17 protein-coding genes are annotated in these 18,201 nt (G+C 55.0%); 8 read left to right on the top strand and 9 right to left on the bottom strand.

Features of this window, described 5'->3' with window-relative positions:
- Nucleotides 1-281: 281 nt before the first annotated feature.
- A complete protein-coding gene (locus IEY38_RS20710) occupies nt 282-470 on the top strand; it encodes a hypothetical protein (RefSeq protein WP_229775415.1) in 189 nt (62 codons plus the stop codon).
- Between the two features lie 48 nt (nt 471-518).
- On the opposite strand, the gene IEY38_RS20715 is transcribed toward IEY38_RS20710, so the two are convergent.
- The 7 genes from IEY38_RS20715 to IEY38_RS20745 all read right to left on the bottom strand — a co-directional run bounded on the left by IEY38_RS20715 (nt 519) and on the right by IEY38_RS20745 (nt 9,046).
- Nucleotides 519-2,000, bottom strand: coding sequence for an RICIN domain-containing protein (locus IEY38_RS20715; RefSeq protein ID WP_188980892.1), 1,482 nt, complete (start codon nt 1,998-2,000; stop codon nt 519-521).
- A gap of 81 nt (nt 2,001-2,081) precedes the next feature.
- On the bottom strand, nt 2,082-3,221 hold the full coding sequence (locus IEY38_RS20720; protein WP_188980894.1) for an ABC transporter ATP-binding protein: 1,140 nt from the start codon (nt 3,219-3,221) through the stop codon (nt 2,082-2,084).
- A 55-nt stretch (nt 3,222-3,276) separates the two neighbouring features.
- Nucleotides 3,277-4,191 (bottom strand): carbohydrate ABC transporter permease, encoded by a 915-nt coding sequence (locus IEY38_RS20725; protein WP_188980896.1) that lies wholly within the window; start codon nt 4,189-4,191, stop codon nt 3,277-3,279.
- A 1-nt stretch (nt 4,192) separates the two neighbouring features.
- The gene (locus IEY38_RS20730) at nt 4,193-5,095 is read right to left on the bottom strand and encodes a carbohydrate ABC transporter permease (RefSeq protein WP_188980898.1); all 903 of its coding nucleotides are present in this window, start codon (nt 5,093-5,095) and stop codon (nt 4,193-4,195) included.
- Between the two features lie 24 nt (nt 5,096-5,119).
- Nucleotides 5,120-6,454, bottom strand: coding sequence for an extracellular solute-binding protein (locus IEY38_RS20735; RefSeq protein WP_188980900.1), 1,335 nt, complete (start codon nt 6,452-6,454; stop codon nt 5,120-5,122).
- A 128-nt stretch (nt 6,455-6,582) separates the two neighbouring features.
- A complete protein-coding gene (locus IEY38_RS20740; RefSeq protein WP_188980902.1) occupies nt 6,583-7,380 on the bottom strand; it encodes an inositol monophosphatase family protein in 798 nt (265 codons plus the stop codon).
- Nucleotides 7,381-8,095: 715 nt separating this feature from the next.
- Nucleotides 8,096-9,046, bottom strand: a complete 951-nt coding sequence (locus IEY38_RS20745; protein WP_229775416.1) for an ADP-ribosylglycohydrolase family protein — start codon at nt 9,044-9,046, stop codon at nt 8,096-8,098.
- 403 nt (nt 9,047-9,449) lie between these two features.
- Here IEY38_RS20745 and IEY38_RS20750 point away from each other — a divergent pair, with 403 nt between their 5' ends.
- From IEY38_RS20750 to IEY38_RS20760, 3 genes are all read left to right on the top strand, one after another.
- Nucleotides 9,450-9,917: a hypothetical protein gene (locus tag IEY38_RS20750; protein WP_188980903.1), complete on the top strand. Its 468-nt coding sequence runs from the start codon at nt 9,450-9,452 to the stop codon at nt 9,915-9,917.
- Nucleotides 9,918-10,230: 313 nt separating this feature from the next.
- Nucleotides 10,231-10,521 (top strand): hypothetical protein, encoded by a 291-nt coding sequence (locus IEY38_RS20755; RefSeq protein WP_188980905.1) that lies wholly within the window; start codon nt 10,231-10,233, stop codon nt 10,519-10,521.
- A gap of 1,056 nt (nt 10,522-11,577) precedes the next feature.
- The gene (locus IEY38_RS20760; protein WP_188980907.1) at nt 11,578-12,816 is read left to right on the top strand and encodes an orc1/cdc6 family replication initiation protein; all 1,239 of its coding nucleotides are present in this window, start codon (nt 11,578-11,580) and stop codon (nt 12,814-12,816) included.
- A gap of 35 nt (nt 12,817-12,851) precedes the next feature.
- Here the strand turns inward: IEY38_RS20760 and IEY38_RS20765 are convergent, their stop codons facing one another.
- Nucleotides 12,852-13,214 carry a hypothetical protein gene (locus tag IEY38_RS20765; protein ID WP_188980909.1) on the bottom strand — a complete coding sequence of 121 codons (363 nt, stop codon included), beginning with the start codon at nt 13,212-13,214 and terminating at the stop codon, nt 12,852-12,854.
- 232 nt (nt 13,215-13,446) lie between these two features.
- Between IEY38_RS20765 and IEY38_RS20770 the strand changes: the two genes are divergently transcribed.
- From IEY38_RS20770 to IEY38_RS21955, 4 genes are all read left to right on the top strand, one after another.
- A complete protein-coding gene (locus IEY38_RS20770) occupies nt 13,447-14,319 on the top strand; it encodes a ParA family protein (protein ID WP_188980911.1) in 873 nt (290 codons plus the stop codon).
- Nucleotides 14,316-14,708, top strand: a complete 393-nt coding sequence (locus tag IEY38_RS20775; protein WP_188980913.1) for a hypothetical protein — start codon at nt 14,316-14,318, stop codon at nt 14,706-14,708. The genes IEY38_RS20770 and IEY38_RS20775 overlap by 4 nt, the downstream gene beginning before the upstream one ends.
- A gap of 525 nt (nt 14,709-15,233) precedes the next feature.
- The gene (locus IEY38_RS20780; RefSeq protein WP_268238784.1) at nt 15,234-16,319 is read left to right on the top strand and encodes an outer membrane protein assembly factor BamB family protein; all 1,086 of its coding nucleotides are present in this window, start codon (nt 15,234-15,236) and stop codon (nt 16,317-16,319) included.
- Nucleotides 16,319-16,873 (top strand): hypothetical protein, encoded by a 555-nt coding sequence (locus IEY38_RS21955; RefSeq protein ID WP_446685126.1) that lies wholly within the window; start codon nt 16,319-16,321, stop codon nt 16,871-16,873. The genes IEY38_RS20780 and IEY38_RS21955 overlap by 1 nt, the downstream gene beginning before the upstream one ends.
- A 282-nt stretch (nt 16,874-17,155) precedes the next feature.
- Here the strand turns inward: IEY38_RS21955 and IEY38_RS20785 are convergent, their stop codons facing one another.
- Nucleotides 17,156-17,374, bottom strand: a complete 219-nt coding sequence (locus IEY38_RS20785; RefSeq protein WP_188980917.1) for a hypothetical protein — start codon at nt 17,372-17,374, stop codon at nt 17,156-17,158.
- Between the last annotated feature and the right edge of the window lie 827 nt (nt 17,375-18,201).

Here is an 18,201-nt window from a genome sequence, read left to right on the forward strand (position 1 = left end):
TGTTGTTTTGTTTGTTTGGTTAGGTGTAAGTGCGTATCCCGCAAGCGGTCCGAAGCGGTCCTGTCTCGTACATCCTCGCACCGTTTTGATCTTACTACAGGTGTAAGATGTGTGGCCAACTCCGGAACTGACCAACCCCTCTTACACCCAAAGCTCTCGAATGAGCCTAAATCGTAAGAAATGGTAGCTTTGGCCCTTCTACTTCTGGCTTCGATCTTACACCCGGGTGTAAGACGATCAAACTCAAGCCACGGTCGTACTCCAAGACAGCTGGCCGTGTCATGCGTGACGTTCAACGATTCACCATCGTCGATGGGGACGCCCACAAGGACTGTGTTGACATCGATAACTGCTCTGAGCATGGACTCGTCAACTTCCGGCCTGGGAAGCCACACATCCTGACCGTGGCCAAGCAAAAGATGAAAGCCAGCGTCCACAACGCTGACAGTGCTGACACCGCTGTCAGATAGGTCGCCAGCCCAACTGCCCACCTTCTCCCTGTGCTTCTACAACGACCGTCACCGACTATGGAGCGTCCACTCCTGATTCGGGTCCCCTTCCCAGTGCCACTGGTGGACGTTTTCGCCGGGTTGTTCGCCGTCGAGTACGCGACCACTATGCTTGTTAATGAACGCGTAGCGGTCGTCTTCGACTGATACAGCGTACCACCACTGGTTCGCATTCCCGGTCCAGGGCCACTGAATGATGTCGACCGCGTCTTCGGTCCCTTCGCTTTCCACATCGAGCACCTTGCCGCTGTGTACTGCTTCGAGTCGGTACGTGCCGTCGTCAGTCTGCTTGACGTTGAATCGCTGGTTATCGCTCTCGGTCCAGTCGGCCTCAACCGCGCTCGCGCCGTCGGCGGTATCCCCATCCGTGATTTCAATGACCTTGTCCGTCTCTGCCGAGTGGATCGAGTAGACACCTTCTGAAATCGGGAGGGTGTCACTCGCTGTTCCGTCGAGCCCGGCGACACTCAGTCGGCGGCACACCTGGACGATGTCAGATGTTTCGTAGTAGTCGACACGGATGAGGTTCGGATTCAGTTCGGGAGCGACGTTAACAACTTGCTCGTACAGGGATAACATCGCGTTCGTCTGCTGTGCGCCGCTGTAGAGATCCGTCGGCGCGCGGATGATCCACTGGGTTTCACCGAGGCGGTCCGTCTCGGTGTGGTCGGTCCTGATGCCGTTTGCCAACACGTTCCCCGGTGTAGCTGTGTCTGGATAGGAACTCGCCACCCAGTCGCCCCATTGCGCGGTGAAATCGGGCAGCGACACCAGGCTGTCGTGGTCCGTGACCGTCCGATGGAAGATCGCTATCTTCGGTCCGTCGAACTCCGAGAGCGTCGTATCAAGGAGGGCGTCGGCGCTGCTCGCCGCGCCGAGGTCGAACACGTATTCCCCGAACGTGTCGGTCAAGAGTGACGATAGCGCCTCCCAATCGTCGGCCTCGAATGCATCGTCGCTAAACGGCCCGGAATCATGGAAATGCGAGAGCTTGAGCAAGACCAGCTCCGAGGCCCCGGCATCGTCGGCCTCCGAAAGATACTGAGCAATCTGTGGGAACACTGTCTCGTCGAGGGACTGTCCGGTCTCGTCGGCGTGATGACCGTAGAAGACGGTTTCATCTCCATCGCCCTGTGACTCGACGCGCACATCCAGAAACCGGATTCCGTCCGAGAGCTGCGTGTAGACATCCCTAGTTTGGCAGTCGTAGTACTCTGGCGAGTCTGGCTGGTTGGTCACCATTGCAGCATGATGAGTCCCGGGGAAGCTCAGTTCCCGAACCGGTGTTTCGGGGACGGTGTCCGTCTGCCACGTCTTCGTCTCGAACGAACTGTCTGCTGTTGCTATCTGCGTCATTATTGTCTCTCCGAGTACCGTACTACCAACCGCGAGACCAGCCGTCTGCAGCACTGTACGCCGACTCGTCAGGTAGTCGTCGTCAACGACCTGTTCATCCGTCGTCTGTCGCCTGTTGTCCGTGTTATCTACCATTGCGGTGTCTGGAGCCTCTCGTTCGTTTGTGCGATGCTATCCTCAGTAGGCCGAGTTCTGTCGGCGTTATGTCGCCTCATCTTATGGCCGGCTACCGGTTGGGACCGCGGCGTCGGGAGACGCCTCAGTCTGTCGAATTCGCGCCCCTGTCTCGGCGTTAAACACGTAGGCACTGTCAGCAGAGACGCCCAGCCAGATGGTGTCGCCCCGTGAAACAGCCACATCAAACGGAGCCCGAACTGCGAGTTCTTTACTGTCACCGGCGAGCTGGACCGTAAGCAATTGCTCATCACCCATCGGTTCCGTTACTGTGACCTCGGCTTTCGCTGCGCCGTCAACGGGTGACTGGTGAACCGAGAAGTACTGGGGCCGGACGCCAAGAACGAACGGTTCGGTATCGTCGACAGCGGTGGGTAGTCCCGTGACACTGAAGGAAAACGTAGCGTCGTCGGCAGCCACGACTCGCTGTGAGCCGACCGCCTCGCGGCGGACCTGCAGGAAATTCATGCTTGGGCTGCCGATGAAGCCGGCAACGAACTGGTTTGCTGGGTCGTGGTACACCTCGGTTGGCGTCCCGACCTGCTGGACGGTCCCGTCATTCATCACGATGAGCGTGTCTCCCAGCGTCATCGCCTCCTCCTGATCGTGGGTGACGTACAATGTCGTGATGCCCAGTTCCCGTTGGAGCTTCTTGATCTCGTTTCGCATCTCGACTTTCAGTTTCGCGTCGAGGCTCGCCAGCGGTTCGTCCATCAGGAATACGCTCGGACGACGAATGATCGCTCGTCCGATGGCGACCCGCTGGCGCTGACCGCCGCTAAGTTCGTCTGTCTCGCGGTCGAGTAGCTCGCCGATATCGAGTGTCTCAGCGACCTCTTCGACTCGCTCCCGCCTAGTCGCCTTGTCGACGCCTTCGACTTTGAGCGGGTAGCCAATGTTCGCTGCGACATCCATATGCGGGTACAGGGCGAGCTCCTGGAACACCATCGCGATGTCACGGTTTTTCGGATGCTTGTCAGTGATATCCGTCCCATCAATGCGGATCTCACCCTCGGTGGGATCGGTAAGTCCCGCGAGACAGCGCAGTGTTGTCGTCTTGCCACAGCCGCTGGGGCCGAGCAACACGGCAAACTCGCCGTCGTCTATGGTGATGTCGATGTCTTTCGCACCAATCTCATTGCCGTACCGTTTCGTCACGTCGTCGTAGCGTACGCGTACCATTAGTGTTCCCTCCGCTTGTCGCTAGTTATTGACTGTACTCGGTGCCGTGTCGTCGTCATCGGACCGCCCCCATCGTGAACCCACGGAGCAGTTTCTCCCGGACGAGGAACGCGAACAGCAAAACGGGGGCCATCGCAATCGTCCCCGCCACGGTCAGCAGCTCCCACTGGATCGCATAGGCCGTCTTGAACGTCGCGAGCGCGACCGGGAGGGTCTGTGCATTAGTGTTGCTTGTGAGAATGACCGCAAACAACAACTCGTTCCAGGCGTTGATGACGGTGAAGATGGTCGCCGCGATCAGCCCCGGGCGCACCATCGGTAGCACAATCTTGAAGAACGCGCCGAGTTCCGTATGCCCATCGAGAACAGCGGCTTCAACAATGCTGTCCGGCAGTTCGGCGAAAAAGCCCTTCAGCATCCAGACGACGAAGGGGATGTTGAACGCCGCGTAGGCGAGCATGAGGCCCAGCCGCGTGTTGAGCAGGCCCGCGGTGTCGAAGATGACGTACAACGGGATGACCGTCACGATGGGCGGCAGAAAGCGCGTCGTCAACACGAGGAAGGGCAGGTGAAACCGCCCTAGGTTGTACGGGAACTCGTAGTTCACGAACCCGTAGGTCGCGGCGGTCCCAAGCAGCACTGCGAGGGCTGTCGAGCCGACCGTCACGACGGCGCTGTTAAACAGGAACTCGTAGAACGCCGGGCGCTGGACGAACAGTTCCGGATAGTTCCCAACCGTGAGCGCGGTCGAGACCAGTTTCGGCGGCGTCGCGAGCAGGTCGCTCCGGGTCCGGAGCGACCCGGATACCATCCAGTACACCGGAAACAGCGTCCAGACGACGAACAACAGGGCGATGCCGTTCGTCACGGTCGGGACGAGCCCGTAGCTGTCGAGGGTTTCGTGGATACGCTCGACACCAGCAAGGAGTGTTCTGCCGATGTCCCGGTTCAGTTGTGTGTCGGTCGCCATCTCAGAACTCCACCTCTGACACCGTCGCGAAGGCGTAGGTGATCGCCAAGGCGATGAGCAACAGGAGCAGCGCCATCGTCGACGCCCGGCCGTAGTTCCCGTAGCTGAACGCCTCCCGGTACATCGCCATGCTGATGACCTCCGTTGACTTTGCCGGGCCACCTCGGGTGAGGACGAACACCTTCGCAAACACGCGCATCGTCCCGACGATCCGGAGAATGAGGACCAGTACGATGAGTTCCTTGATGTACGGCAGCGTCACGTCGATAAGTCGCCGCATCCGCCCAGCACCGTCCATCATCGCCGCTTCTTGGACATGGTCAGGGACCGACTGGAGGCCGGCCAGCACGATGAGCGTCACTAGCGGCGTCATCTGCCAGACATCGGGGAGGACGAGCGCATACAGCGCGATGGAGGGGTCGCTCAGCCACGGGACCGGACCGTTCGTCAGCGGGGCGACCAGTGAATCGAGGACACCGCCGTTCTGATACAGCAACTGCCACAGCAGCGCGACGACAGTCGGCGAGATGACTAACGGGACGAGGCCAATAGTCTGGACCAGACCCCGGAACCGGACTTTGCTGTTAAGAACGAACGCGATGGCGATTCCTAGGCCGACCTCGAACGAGACGGCGAAGAACATGAACTTCGCTGTGATCCACAGCGATTGCCAGAATGCGCCCGCCGTCAGTATCGCCACGTAGTTCCCGAGGCCGACGAAATGCCGGCCGGCCGTATCAAACTGGTACAGTGAAAGCACCAGCGCGCGACCGACTGGATACACGAAAAACGCCGCAAGCACAGCGAGTGCCGGAAGTGTCAGTATCCACCGGAGGTGGTCCTCAACCCACAGCAATGCACTCTCGTAGTGGCCGCCGACAGCTGTATTGGATTGAAGCGACATGGCTATTGGCTGTCCTGATCCGATTCAGTAGCCATTCTCATCAAGAATCGATTCAATCTGTGATTCGGATTCAGCCATCGCCTCCTCGACGGACATATCGTCGACGAGCGCGGCGTTCAGTGGCTGCCCCTGTGCGGTCTCAATCTCGCTCCACAGTGGTGTCCGGGGCCGTGGTTTTGCGTTCTGGAGGCTGCCATATAGAGCCTCGAACCACGGCTGTGCGTCCATGTTCTCCTCAAATGTATCGTGGCGGAACGGTACGCCACCGAGGTCAACGTACTGCTTCTGGGCCTGCTTCGAGACGAACGACTGGAGCACGTCCCCAGCGGCGCTTTTCGTCCCCGAATCGGCGTAGCTGTTGATGCCCAGCAACCAGTTCCCTTGGACGGGAGCCGCTCGCTCCTTGCCTTCTGGGACCGGCAGGAACGTGATGTTGTCGTACTCGGTCGCCTTGTCCTCGTTCAACAGGAGCGAGGTTCCCGAGGGCCACTGCGGGGCCGCAGCAATACTCCCATCAGCTAATCCCGAGAGCACTTGACTGTTGTCGAAAGAGGCGACCCCGTCCGGGCTGATGGAGCCAAGATCGTTGAGGAAGAAGGAAGCTGCCTCGATACCGCTGTCATCGGCCCAGTCGTAGCCCCAGTTCTCGTCAAACATATTCCCAGCCATGCTCATGCCGACGCTGAAATACGAGGACATGATGGGGTTCCCGCTCTTGCCACGCATGGCGTACCCTTCTGCACCGTCGACCTGCTCAGAAATCTTCTGTCCAGCGCGGTAGACATCCTCCCACGTCTCAGGCAACTCCTCACCGACCTCTGAATACAACCGCTCGTTAACAACGAAGATGTGTGAGTTCCCGACCGCACACAGTGCCTTCAGTTCCGGTTCGGCATCCTGTGCGTTCGGTGGAACTGCTTCACCAGGCGTCGGCCAGGTCCCGATATCGAGAGTCTGCTGAATAATCTGATCGGTTGGCAGCGAGTCAACGTGGTCTCGGATCGGCGCGAGATGCTGTGCAAACTGTGGCATCCACGGGTCGTCCATGGCGACGATGTCATAGGTCGCCTTTTCGCTCTGGAACATCGTCGACAACTTCTCGAAGAGGTTCGCGTTCGGGAGAATCGTCGTCTCGGTCGTCACGCCAACCTCTGGTTCGACGTGGTTCTTGAGCAATCGCTTGATCAACTCCCCATCACCGCTAGACACAGCGAGTGTGATCGTCTGTGCCCCGGACCCGCCACTTGAGTCGCCGATACACCCGGCAAGTGCCGTCGCCCCTGCCGCACCTGCAGCGGTGATGAACCGTCGCCGCGTCTGTTGAGCCTCACCCTGCGATGCGGTGCTGTTCCGTGTCATCACCCGAAAGGATTAGAAGTATATAAAAAAGATCTTATAATATTATGATATACGTAGCTATATATCTACAAAGGTGGGTATTTAAACGAATGTGGTCATGACGAGTGACTAATTATCCCACCTCGCCCCTACTGCCCGTCCACCTCAGGGACGGTCCCAGCCGACACCAGTGCAACGAGGTCCTGATGGATGACTCTGTTCGAGGCCAGGACCATCTCGCTGTTCTTTCCGTCAAGAGCCTTGATGCGGGTCACCTCGCCGCCAGCCTCCTCTACGATTTTGACCCCCGCCGCGGTATCCCAGACAGAGAGTTGCCGCTCAAAGAACGCATCAAACTGGCCGGCAGCAACCATCGCTAATTCGCCGGCCGCCGATCCAAACCTCCTGACACCCTGTGTCACCTCAAGGATGGCGCGAAAGTGGTCGTACTCCTGTGCCTGCATCGACGCCGCGTCGAACCCTGTGACGATGAGGGCTTCGGACACTTCAGTCGTTTCCGACAGCGACAACGGCTGGCCATTGGCATATGCGCCGTCACCCTCAATGGCAGTGTACATCGTCTCTGAGGGGACATGATAGACAACCCCGACATCAGGTTCACCAGCCCCCTCGAAGGCAATAGAAACGGAATAATGAGGAATGCCGTTGAGGAAGTTCGTCGTGCCATCAATTGGGTCAATGATCCAGCGGGGTTTTGTAGTGAACTCCGGAGCACTCTCCTCGGAGACGACAGTGTGGTCGGGGAACTGCCCACTTAGCTCCGCTAGTATCGCCTCCTCAACCGTGCGGTCAGCCTCAGTGACGATATCGCCGTTATCTTTCACCTGAAACTGATTGGCGGCCGGTTTAACGGACTGAAGTGTCTGTCCAGCTTTCCGTGCAGCTCGGACGGCAGCCCACAGTTGCGGGTATGTTACGTCTCGCATACCCGGCTGTTCCGGGCAATACTAAATTGGATTGCTATGAACGCTATACAGACCTCGATACTGCTCCCTACGGAGGGTGTCTTTCTGGTGCCTACCGACTTTGGACACTTTCACATCCAGCTCTTGGGCAGTACTGGACATGGATGGACAGCCCGCTGTCGGACAGGACGTTAACGAAGTCTATTACACGTTTCTGGTCTACCTGGGCGGTGGATTAGTGTGTCTAAGGGAGCCGGCACGGCCACAGGCCACCTAGACGATCACTGACGATGGGAAGCGGCGGGCGTGCGAGTACTCCGAATCCAACTCGAACAAGAAGGTCTGTAAGAGATGTCAAATCCACAGACTCCGCTTACACCTGTAGTAAGCCCAATCCACGGTGATGGGTGTAAGATGCCACGTCAGAACATCACGACAGGCGGTAAACAGGGGCGAAAACCGCCGCCGTAGGACAACGAGAGTTGCGCTCTCGCCGAAGTTAGTTCAGCTGTAAGTGGGTATTCCACAAGCGGTCCGCAGCGGTTCTGTATCGTACATCCACGACGTGATATGGTCTTACTACAAGTGTAAGATGGAATCGCATCGATACTGACTGGACTACGTCTGGGAGAGACGGGAGAGAGCAGACTAGTACAGGTAGTCTGTTGAAGAGAAGAAAATGGTACGGTTACCGTGCTGGCCTTCGATCTTACCGTCTCCGCCCCACTTCTTCTATTCAGAGCTCATGTAGAGTATGGACTAGCTCTCGAATTTCATCAGTTTCGTCGATCTCGGAGAGCCAACGGTCAGGAAGTGAACTCGCACCAAACCGAGCACCAGCAAGAGCGCCAGTGACGGCACCGATTGTGTCAGCATCTCCACCCATATTGACGGCGTTCACAATGGCATCTTCGGCGGTGTCGGCAGTAAGGCCGTGGTAGAGACTTGTCTGGAGCGTGGATACGACGTACCCGGAATTCTCTAGCGGACTTCCTTGGATGTCACCTGTCTTCACGCTGGTTACAGCGTCCATGACCTCCTCAGATTCGGGGACATCACCATTTCTCACAGCAAGATTGTACGCCCCTATCGCCATATCAAGTGGAGGTCTCCCCTGAATGAAATCAACGAGGACCATGTTGTAGATGGCACAGCTGACCTGGCATCGAGGGTCGGCGTGAGTGATTGCACTCGATTTGAGGGAGTGGGTGATGATCGGGTCGATATCATCAGCGTAGGCAATACTGTAAGGGGCCGTTCGCATCAGGCTCCCGTTGCCTGCGTTACTCCCCTCACTGCTCTGTTCCCACTCACTGTGGCCGGCACTATCCCATGGTTCACCGCTCTTGAGCCGGCGGATTGCGCCAGACGTTGTTCCGCCAATGTCGAATGGGCCATCGTCATACCAGTCAACGAATCGATCAGCGATATCCGCTCCATTAAACCCACCATTTTCAGCGAGTGACCGAGCGATACGGAGCGCGAGGTCGGTATCATCAGTAATGGTCCCAGCAGGTTGATTGTGGGTACCGTACCCACGCATCTCAGTCAATGTTCCGTACTCATCTTCGATACCACTGGACGTTCGGAATTCGACAGGACGACCGAGGGCATCGCCACAGGCCAACCCGAGAAAGACACCAAGCGAGCGGTCCATCACGTCCGTTTCCTCGACACTCGTCGTCATACCCACTCTTGCAGACGAGGTTATATAAACAACAATACAGGCAGAACAAAATAGATACAAGGGTCGATAGAGCGACTGAGATATTAGTGTTCCTAACTGAATGTAGGGTGGCATTATTTGCTTTCTGTGCAGGTGTGAAATCCTCTGATCAAAGCTGGTTTTTCGCTGTGGGATGAGCCGCACCCTATCATAATACTGAGACAGATTAATCGCGGAACCTCACATTTGGAGACATCCGGTATCCGTTTTCGACGACAATGAATCGAGTTCTCTACTCATGGCGGAGCTTGAACTAGCTTCCAGATATCTCGCGAGTTTATCTTAAGTGGATTAATAAAGTAGTTCGAAAAGGAATATATGAATAGTAATGTTAAGGTATATAGAGACATCAGCAGTCAATCATATGCAGAATTTTGAACTACCGCTACACTTAGTCGCAAACAAGGCGGGAGACCGCGTGAGCTTAGAAGCCATCGCTGAGGCACACCGTATCTACAATGGGCTTGAGGAAGGTGAGTATCGTGAAGAGGCACCAGATTTGGAAGTAGTTACAGCTCAACGGCTTTTTGCTGAACTAAATGGAGCAACCTGGGAGGAGCGACAAGAACGCATAGACACCAACCGTCAAATCGAGCGAGTACCGAAGTGTCTTGATATCCCGTTGGCGTTCGCCAGTGGTGGCAACATCGATCGAGCACAGTGGTTGCTCGAAGACATGATAGAACAGGGCATTCTCCATGAGCCTAGTAAACAGCATCTGGAGTTTTTTGAGCAGGCAGATGTAATGGAAAAAGGATTCGAGCAAATAGCCAAAGCAGAGGCAAAAAGACGGCAAAAGGAAGTCATGCGAAATCTTCGGCAGAACGAGTAAACATGAGTGACTGGGAAGGTGTGCCAATGTTGGCCCACCACAGGCCGAACGAGAACGAACAGCGGGCGTTAGGTGGGTTTTTGCCGAAGCTGATGTAGACCCTGTAACGTACCAGTTCATTCAGAGCGAGGTTCCACTCGGACTCCAGCGTGTTGCTGATGCATTCGGGATTGAGATTGACTCCGACCGCTCGAAAGACGAAATTCTCAGTGAGCGTTACGGAGGTGAACCTGAGGGTTTCCCAACAAGTAAAGACATTTCTCGAGACCACGGTTTTGGGCGGCAAGCATACACTAGCAGCGCTGACCTCATTATGGTTCGAGAGGACACGATTGATATCTTCGAGGTCAAAACACGGAATGAACGGATTCAGGGCGTCAACGACATTCACGAAGCGTTCGGTCAGCTAATCATGTATCTTGACCGGTTCGGCGAGGACTACCCCACACTGACTGAGGAATACACGCTGCGAGGGGCAGTTCTGGCGGAAGACTCCGAACTAGACATTGGGTTATTGGAACCATCGTTTACAAGACGGAATATCGGCTATTTCGATCCCCGCCGTGGCGGCTTTCTTCTTCCAATGGGCCCTGTCAGCCTGTAGAGAGAAAGTATCTTATACTGCTCTTAGTAGTAGTACTCGGCGCGATTTCGTGATTTACGTGAACCCCTGAAACGGCTGTATCGGTACGTATAGACAAGGATTATTTCAGTCTTCAGGCAGCATGCTCATGAACCGCCGATTGGTTCTCTCAATCTTTGCCCTCATAGTTGCAGGTCATGGCGTGTGCACCGAGGACCAAGTGATCAAGATCCGGGTCAGCGTTAAGAGGGCAGATTTGGACGGCCATGACGACCTTCATGATGCGGCGAAGTAGATCGTTGAAGCCTGCGGAAGAGTGTCACAACCCTATCGTCAGACGGGCGTCAGACCCCACCATTTCCACTATTAGGGTGACACATCGGGATAGAACAGTTAGGAATGGGCACCCACCCCCCACTATTTCCACTAAAACTAGGCAGATGAATGGAGCGGACTGCACTATCAGTTTCTTCCACCAAGACTAGTCCCCACAACAACACCGCTCTAGCTCTACTACGGTCTAGCTATAACGGCATATGTATAAACTTTTTTCTTATTCAAAGTTCATTCTCTACAGCTGTCGCTGTTTCACTGTTCTTTACTGGAAACAGTGGGGGGAGGGTCTATCGATGATCTACGCAAACCGTTCCCACTTCCATCTTGTGATTACAGTCGCTCCGCAGATATACTGGAAACGGTGGGGTGTCCAATTCATATAAAGAAGCGATTACTGGAAATACTGGAACCCAGTGGTTCACCCCAGCTGTCACCACTCATTACGAAATGACTGCAGTTTACTGGAAACGGTGGGGTGTGTCCAGATATCCACGACACACTATTTACTGGAAATGGTGGGGTAACATCGCTCCACATCGAACCAAGTAGCAGGTATCCCGTAGCCATCTGATCCTATCCTGTCGGACTTCGGCCCCACCGCGACAGAGCACAGCTGATTCAGTGGAAATACTGGGGTGCCCCTTCTATAGTGGAAGGGCTACCCAGCACTGGTTATACTGGAAATAGCGGAAACGGTGGTCGAAACAACTATTGTGGTAGCCTGACTCATTCATGCATAATATGGGTCCTCGATTTCAACCGGACGACACGCTATACAAACGCCGGAATACGCTCAAGGTCGAGTACGTACCGGATGATATCGTCGGCCGGGACAACGAAATCGAGGAATACGAAGCCGCGCTGCAGCCAATCATCAATGGTGAGTACCCCGATAACATCTTCATCTATGGCAAGACCGGTGTCGGGAAGACCGCTGTCACGAACTTTCTACTCAACGAACTTCAGGAATCAGCGGACCACTTCGAAATCGATCTCACCGTCATCTCGCTGAATTGTGATGGGCTGAGTACGAGCTATCAGGCTGCAATCAGCCTCGTGAATAATCTCCGCGGCCACGAAAACCATATCGCCGAGACTGGCCACCCCCAGTCCAAAGTGTACCGTCTCCTCTGGAATGAACTCAACAAGCTCTCTGGCAGTGTTATCATTGTCCTCGACGAGATTGACCACATCACGGATGACACCTTCCTCTACCAGATCACCCGAGCCGACAACAACGGCTATATCGACAACATCCAGCTTGGTGTCATCGGAATCAGTAACGATTCGACGTTCCGCGAACAGCTCGATGCCAAGGTTCAGTCATCACTGTGTGAGACAGAAATCTCGTTCCCGCCATACGGCACCGAAGAACTCCAGAAGGTCCTCGAACAACGGGCCGATATAGCCTTCCACGAGAGTGCCCTTGAGGATGGCGTCATTCCGCTGTGTGCCGCGCTCGGTCGTCAAGACGGTGGTGATGCTCGACGGGCGATCACGCTCCTTCGAAAGGCCGGCGACCTCGCCCGTACTGAAAACGCAAACTCGGTTACGACTGATCACGTCGAACGCGCCCAAGAGAAACTTGAAGCCCAACAGAGCATGGACATTATGCGCGACCTCACCGAACATGAGCAACTCACCCTCTACGCGCTGACTACGCTTGCTGCAGAGGGGGAAACACCAGCTCGCTCCCGAATCGTCTATCAGCGATACAAAGAGCTCTGTGAGTTCCAGGGCCGAGAACCACGGACTGCGCGCCGAATGCGCAGTTTCCTCTCAGATTTCGAAATCCTCAACCTCACACTGTCTGAGATGGAGCATCGCGGGCAGGACGGTGGCACATACCGCCAGCATGAACTCAATCGCGATATCGCAACTGTCGTTGATGCCCTCCAGACGATTATCAGTGAGTTTGGAGCCCATCAAAGCATCATTGAGTACCTGCCCGACTCTGGCGAGGAGTTCGCCACGATGTAATGAGCAAATACCCCACTGTTTCCGGAGTAACTTGCCTACGCTGGGCTGACAGGCGCGACGTATTGGCTCTTCACTTTCTCACCCTCGCGCCACTGTAGGTAGTAGTACTCCCGGTCATCAATTGATTTCGTCGTTAGCGTTCCTTTGGAGAGCGGGATCTCCGCCGCTTCATATGCCCTGTCGATTTTCTCTTCCCATTCTTCTACGTCGTCGGCCCACTCCTCTGGCACATCGACGGCAACTCCGTCGCCGGTCTCGTCTTCTCCGAGCGCAACGACTAACTCGTCCACGGCGGCGACCGCCTGTTCGTGGGCATCGCGAGCGTCCTGGTCGAGCGCGTCGGCGTCGATCTGCTCCAGCGCCGACAAGGCTTGGTGGGCATTTTCTTCGTCGCTCATACGCTAACCAACAGTGAGCGAGAAAGTAGCCTTTGTGTTGGTTAGCTCGAACACCCCGCTATCGATGTGTTCTCAGACCCCTCCGCTTCCCATATGGTACTACTATCTGCTACTAGCGCTAATTACTACTATAGACCATTAATGCTAACTACTACTGTTTGTTACATACGTTAGTAACGAGCGTTAGTAACATACGGTAATTATTAGTGGTGGCAACATACAGTAATAACACATGCTGGCATATACGACGTATAGTGAGGCCGGCGGCGTCGGCAAGACGACGACAGCGGCGAATCTCGCACACGCGCACGCTCAGAACGGATTGAAAACACTCGTCATCGACCTCGACCCGCAGGAGGCGTCCATCTCCTACATCTTCGGCGTCGACGACGACCGCGACGACGGCGCCGCGGATAACCTCGTTCGGCACATGGTCGGTCGTGGCAAAGGCTCGTTTGTGGACCTCATCCGTGAAGACACCGGCGTCGAGAACCTTGACGTGATTCCGGCCCACAACATGCTCTCGTCGTTGGACACGACGATGCGCCGCGCGAAAGAGACCGAGGAACAAATGAATCCTGACGCGGAGTGGGTCGAAGAGGAACAACTGTACCAGCTCTTGGGCCGCAATGACATCCACGAAGCATACGACGCTATCATCTGCGACCCTCAGGCGTCCGAAGGGCAGGGCCTCTACAACGCGGTGATGGTGACACAGACCGTGCTCATCCCCGTCGAACTGTCTGGCAAGGGCTCACTCAGTATCGACGGCTTGGAGCAGCTCGTCGACGGGCTTGAGGATAACCTCGGCATCGAAGTCGGCGTTCTGGGGATCGTTCCCGTCGCGTTCGGCGACACGACCGGCCAACAGCAACATCTCGCAACGCTCGAAGAGGATGTCGACTACGACGTGCCAGCGGTATTCCGCAAACGCGAGTCACTCATGCAGGAGATGTGGGACGCTCGCGCGACCGCGTATCAGGTTGCGGAAGACGCCTACAAGGACGGTGAGAAAGGGGTCCGACGCGTTCCCGACCGAGAACACGCGACTCTGGAGAAGTATGACGACCTCGCAGCGGACATCGAGGAGGCGTTTGATGCATGAAGTCTGGCGCTGGCTCTCCGTTTGAAGACGATTTCGACGATGATGAGAGCGCTGAAGAAACCGAGACGGCCGACGAATCTCAGGAGGCCGGTAGGTCCCACGCCGGCCTCGCTAGTGGTTCGTCAGCTACTGATACCGCCGACACGACCTCTAATCTCCCGTACAAGTACCGTCGCGACGGTGTGCAGGACGACCGTGACCACGGGAACATTTTCCTCCGAGATGTTGCCCAAACTCACGTCGACGAGTTGGTCGATCGGATGGACGAGACCTTCCAGAACGAATCGGTGTATAAGATCGACGTTCTTGAGGCGGTCATCCTCGCGGCTGGTGAGCCCGATAAGACCGTAGAAGACGAACTCCGGAAGATGGGCTACGGGATGAAATAACTGAGCCGTTTGTTTTCGATAGTATTGAGCGGTCTAGGGCCGTCTGTCGCTGTTCACAGTGGCTGTCGCACTCATCGCCAAGCAGGGTCTTGGCCTCGGACCACCAGAATAATCACTTGATTCCCGTAGAGTTTGCCCGGCGGGCCAGCGCTGCCGCTGGCCCGTCTATGAGGATTTTCCGGCAGTCGTCGATTCCAATTGGCACGTCACGGCTGACAGACTCATCACGCGCCGATTTCGCGTTATCTTCGACCCACCGCAACCACTGAGACGCCTGAAATCCCACGCATTAGTCGGCCTATTTTGGATTGTTGGCAAGTATGAATAATAAATAGACATATAGTTCATAAATCCTACTGAGTAACTGTGCAACGACGTGCCCTCCTGTCAGCACTTGCCACAACCTTTGGCGGCTGTAGTACTATTTCTTCCAGCAATTCCAATCCAGAGACAACATCCGAGCCATCGGCTACAAACTTGTCTAATGGTTCCTGGGAGTTGCCGACTTCCAGCGCTATCGAATCAGTGGGTGGGTCGTGGCCGACAAGGCTAGGTTCTAATACTCGCCGGGGTACGATTCCTTCGCCACCAACGCTCGAAGAGTACCGCTGGTCGCAGAGGCTCAGCGGTGCTGTGACGTCCCCGCCTGAACAACCGCTCGTTCATCGTGGACTCGTAGTGCAAACTCGCGGAACCTCTGTGACCGCGATGGACACAAAAACAGGACAGCGACAGTGGAGCCACAAACTTCCGGATGGAGAGCGTGTACGTGGGTCAGCGTCAGCGCTCGGTGATTCTTTTTACCTCTCCACTCGAAGCGCTGTCTACCGGTTTGTGCTTCCGAAGGGACGACGGGAAACTGTCTACAGACCGGGTACAGGGTCAATATCAACAACTCCGATCCTAATAGATGACTCTGTCGGTGTTGGTATCGATAATTCTGAACAGGACCGGTTTGTATTACTTGATAAAAATGCTCCAAAGAAGGACCAAACAACCATCAAGACCGCTAGACCTCCGCGAAATGTAGCTGCCAACGGTGAAAATGTCGTCGTGCGTACAACTAATGGCATTATGGGGATGGACCTAATTGCGGAAACGAAACTGTGGGTTTCTCAAGCAATCAGCGACGGTCGGCCTGGTGATGCCCCACTTGTGACGAACGAGACTATCGTCACTGGGACGGGCGATGGGGCAGTCATCGCGCTTGATGTGGAAAGTGGATCACAGCGATGGCGGCAATCAATTGAAACAAAACATGCCTTTTCGCCGGCAGTATCAGATACAACAGCCTACGTCACTGATTCAGATGGCCGTCTCTACGCTCTCGATCTCAAAACGGGCGACATCATTGAAACTATTCGGGCAGAATCAGTGGCAGACCTCCCTGGACTCGCAATCGGAAACGCTGACTGTTCGCCGGTTATCTCAGAGGATGCCATTCACTTCGTTGGGCCAGATGGCGTACTTGTTACAGTGGACCAAGACGACTTCGCCAGTGGGGTTGAACGACACAGGACACTCCAACATCGTCTCGCTGCGCCTCCAACAGTCGTCGAAAACGCCCTTTTTGCCGATGCGCTACCGACTGTCTATGGATATTCAATTTAATGTCGGAAACTGCTGCCGTACGCGTCGGCTGGGAAGAGTTGAGCAATCTGTTTCGCTCCTTTCACCGCTATGAGATCCTCAAAGCAGTACCGACCGACCTATGCACGAAACGTGACATTGTAGACACAGTATCTGCCTCCCGCTCCACTGTGCATCGATGTTTGGACGCATTCAGCGAGTACGACTGGGTGCACGTCGATGGGTCCCAGTTCAAACGTACCCCCGCTGGAACGAATGCTCTTCGGCAGATCAGGAGCAGCACATCAACTATCGGGAAGGCAAATCGGCTTGCGCCACTGTTCAGCCTTGCCTACGCACACAGTGTCGAACTAACTACAAAAATGGTGGTTCCCGAGTCAACGTATGTTTCTGATGAACGTGCACCCAATAAAGCAATTCGCAAATACTACGAGCAACTCTCTGAATGTGCCTCGAAATATATCGATGGGTACGTCGGAACGCTTACCGAACAAACGGTTACCGCGATTACTGGACTGGAGAATATAGATCGGGTTCAGCTAGTGATTACGACGGATTTCAAGATGGGAAAGTGATTACTGTCGCACTAGGCGGTGAATCTCCTTCACTGACGACTTCAGAAACCACCGTCCGTTCGCTCACCGGTGAAAGCGTCGCCACAGAAATTCCAATGATGAGCAAGCCCATCACGACGTAGATCACAGCTACGATATCGGAATTCACAACTAAGCGTTATCATTAATTGATAAGTACTTTATCTGTACTGACCGAAGCGACTTATCACATTGAGGCGAGTTCTCACCAGCGGATTTGGAGTGAAACAGCCGTTCAGTAGGAGTGCGTACTAAGCACAGCTGTTATGCGTGTTGGATCGAGAGGCGTTTTCCAAACAAGTATATAAAGTAAATGAATGCCAGCGGTATGAAAGAGAGGCCTCCCATTACCCCGCCACCAACTACAACTTCGAGTATCGAGCCTCCGGCAAACACACGTCCACCGATGCCAACGAGAACAGGAATCACAAAGAGGGCTCGGAGTATCCAGAGCTCTTGCTGTGTGAGCGGGAAGATAGCCATATCCAAAATTGTCTGTGTGGCATCATAGTTTTTATTCTACTGTGAATCGCCCTCCAGAGCCCGAACCACACTCTTTTGCTGTCCAATACCACAGTACTGACCGATTCTAGATACCCTGAACTGACTGGTGAGTACGAACACTCTCAGATGGTGACGGCAGATAATACGCTGACGCTGTTGAAGAAGGAAACGGGTATCGGATAGTGAGGTGGCTCTCGCTGTGTTAGCGTGGCGTCTGAGTGGCTACACTATCCAAGGGCTCGGAAATGTCTCGGATTAGTTTCCAGTTCATCAAGAATCCCCGTTTGGAGAGGGGGTCTGAAACAGATACCACTCGTCGATTCGGCCGAAAACACGCATCATAGCCCCGCTAAACCCGCTGTAGTCTCAACTTCCAATATGAACAGTAGTTGAGACTGGCGCTCTCAATGCATACGCCTCACACCCTGTTTTGCTCAGTACGTCAGAGTCGGTTGAGCGGCTTGCTGATTATTTTGAAGACTCTGTTTGCCCAGTAGAATCAATTCCGCTCTTTCTCGGTGAGTTCTTCAAGTATCCTGTCATTTTTGAACTGCGTAATCAGCCGATTCGCTGTACTGTCTTTCGATAAATCGGACACTAATCGTACGCTGAGTGGCCAGCACATGATTCGACGTTACTCTACGATAGGAGTGCGGTTGGTGGCCTTGAGTGAGATCTGTGGCCGAGCCGAAACCAGGTCCGCAAAAGGATACGCTACCGATTGTCAGCCCTTGCGTCAGCTTCCCCATTCACCGAGCGATACACCCCGAGCCCCAACAGGATGATCCCAGCGAGCCCAGCTATGT

The organism is Haloarcula sebkhae (genome assembly GCF_014647415.1).
In the GTDB taxonomy this organism is placed as follows: Archaea; Halobacteriota; Halobacteria; order Halobacteriales; family Haloarculaceae; genus Haloarcula; species Haloarcula sebkhae.

What these genes read in the sequence shown, in the direction of transcription:
- IEY38_RS20755 (WP_188980905.1), top strand. Translation starts at nt 10,231, where the DNA reads ATGGTTCGAGAGGACACGATTGATATCTTCGAGGTCAAAACACGGAAT.
- IEY38_RS20740 (WP_188980902.1), bottom strand. Translation starts at nt 7,380, where the DNA reads ATGCGAGACGTAACATACCCGCAACTGTGGGCTGCCGTCCGAGCTGCA.
- IEY38_RS21955 (WP_446685126.1), top strand. Translation starts at nt 16,319, where the DNA reads ATGTCGGAAACTGCTGCCGTACGCGTCGGCTGGGAAGAGTTGAGCAAT.
- IEY38_RS20735 (WP_188980900.1), bottom strand. Translation starts at nt 6,454, where the DNA reads ATGACACGGAACAGCACCGCATCGCAGGGTGAGGCTCAACAGACGCGG.
- IEY38_RS20770 (WP_188980911.1), top strand. Translation starts at nt 13,447, where the DNA reads ATGCTGGCATATACGACGTATAGTGAGGCCGGCGGCGTCGGCAAGACG.
- IEY38_RS20730 (WP_188980898.1), bottom strand. Translation starts at nt 5,095, where the DNA reads ATGTCGCTTCAATCCAATACAGCTGTCGGCGGCCACTACGAGAGTGCA.
- IEY38_RS20760 (WP_188980907.1), top strand. Translation starts at nt 11,578, where the DNA reads ATGGGTCCTCGATTTCAACCGGACGACACGCTATACAAACGCCGGAAT.
- IEY38_RS20775 (WP_188980913.1), top strand. Translation starts at nt 14,316, where the DNA reads ATGAAGTCTGGCGCTGGCTCTCCGTTTGAAGACGATTTCGACGATGAT.
- IEY38_RS20715 (WP_188980892.1), bottom strand. Translation starts at nt 2,000, where the DNA reads ATGGTAGATAACACGGACAACAGGCGACAGACGACGGATGAACAGGTC.
- IEY38_RS20745 (WP_229775416.1), bottom strand. Translation starts at nt 9,046, where the DNA reads ATGACGACGAGTGTCGAGGAAACGGACGTGATGGACCGCTCGCTTGGT.
- IEY38_RS20720 (WP_188980894.1), bottom strand. Translation starts at nt 3,221, where the DNA reads ATGGTACGCGTACGCTACGACGACGTGACGAAACGGTACGGCAATGAG.
- IEY38_RS20765 (WP_188980909.1), bottom strand. Translation starts at nt 13,214, where the DNA reads ATGAGCGACGAAGAAAATGCCCACCAAGCCTTGTCGGCGCTGGAGCAG.
- IEY38_RS20725 (WP_188980896.1), bottom strand. Translation starts at nt 4,191, where the DNA reads ATGGCGACCGACACACAACTGAACCGGGACATCGGCAGAACACTCCTT.
- IEY38_RS20785 (WP_188980917.1), bottom strand. Translation starts at nt 17,374, where the DNA reads ATGGCTATCTTCCCGCTCACACAGCAAGAGCTCTGGATACTCCGAGCC.
- IEY38_RS20750 (WP_188980903.1), top strand. Translation starts at nt 9,450, where the DNA reads ATGCAGAATTTTGAACTACCGCTACACTTAGTCGCAAACAAGGCGGGA.
- IEY38_RS20710 (WP_229775415.1), top strand. Translation starts at nt 282, where the DNA reads ATGCGTGACGTTCAACGATTCACCATCGTCGATGGGGACGCCCACAAG.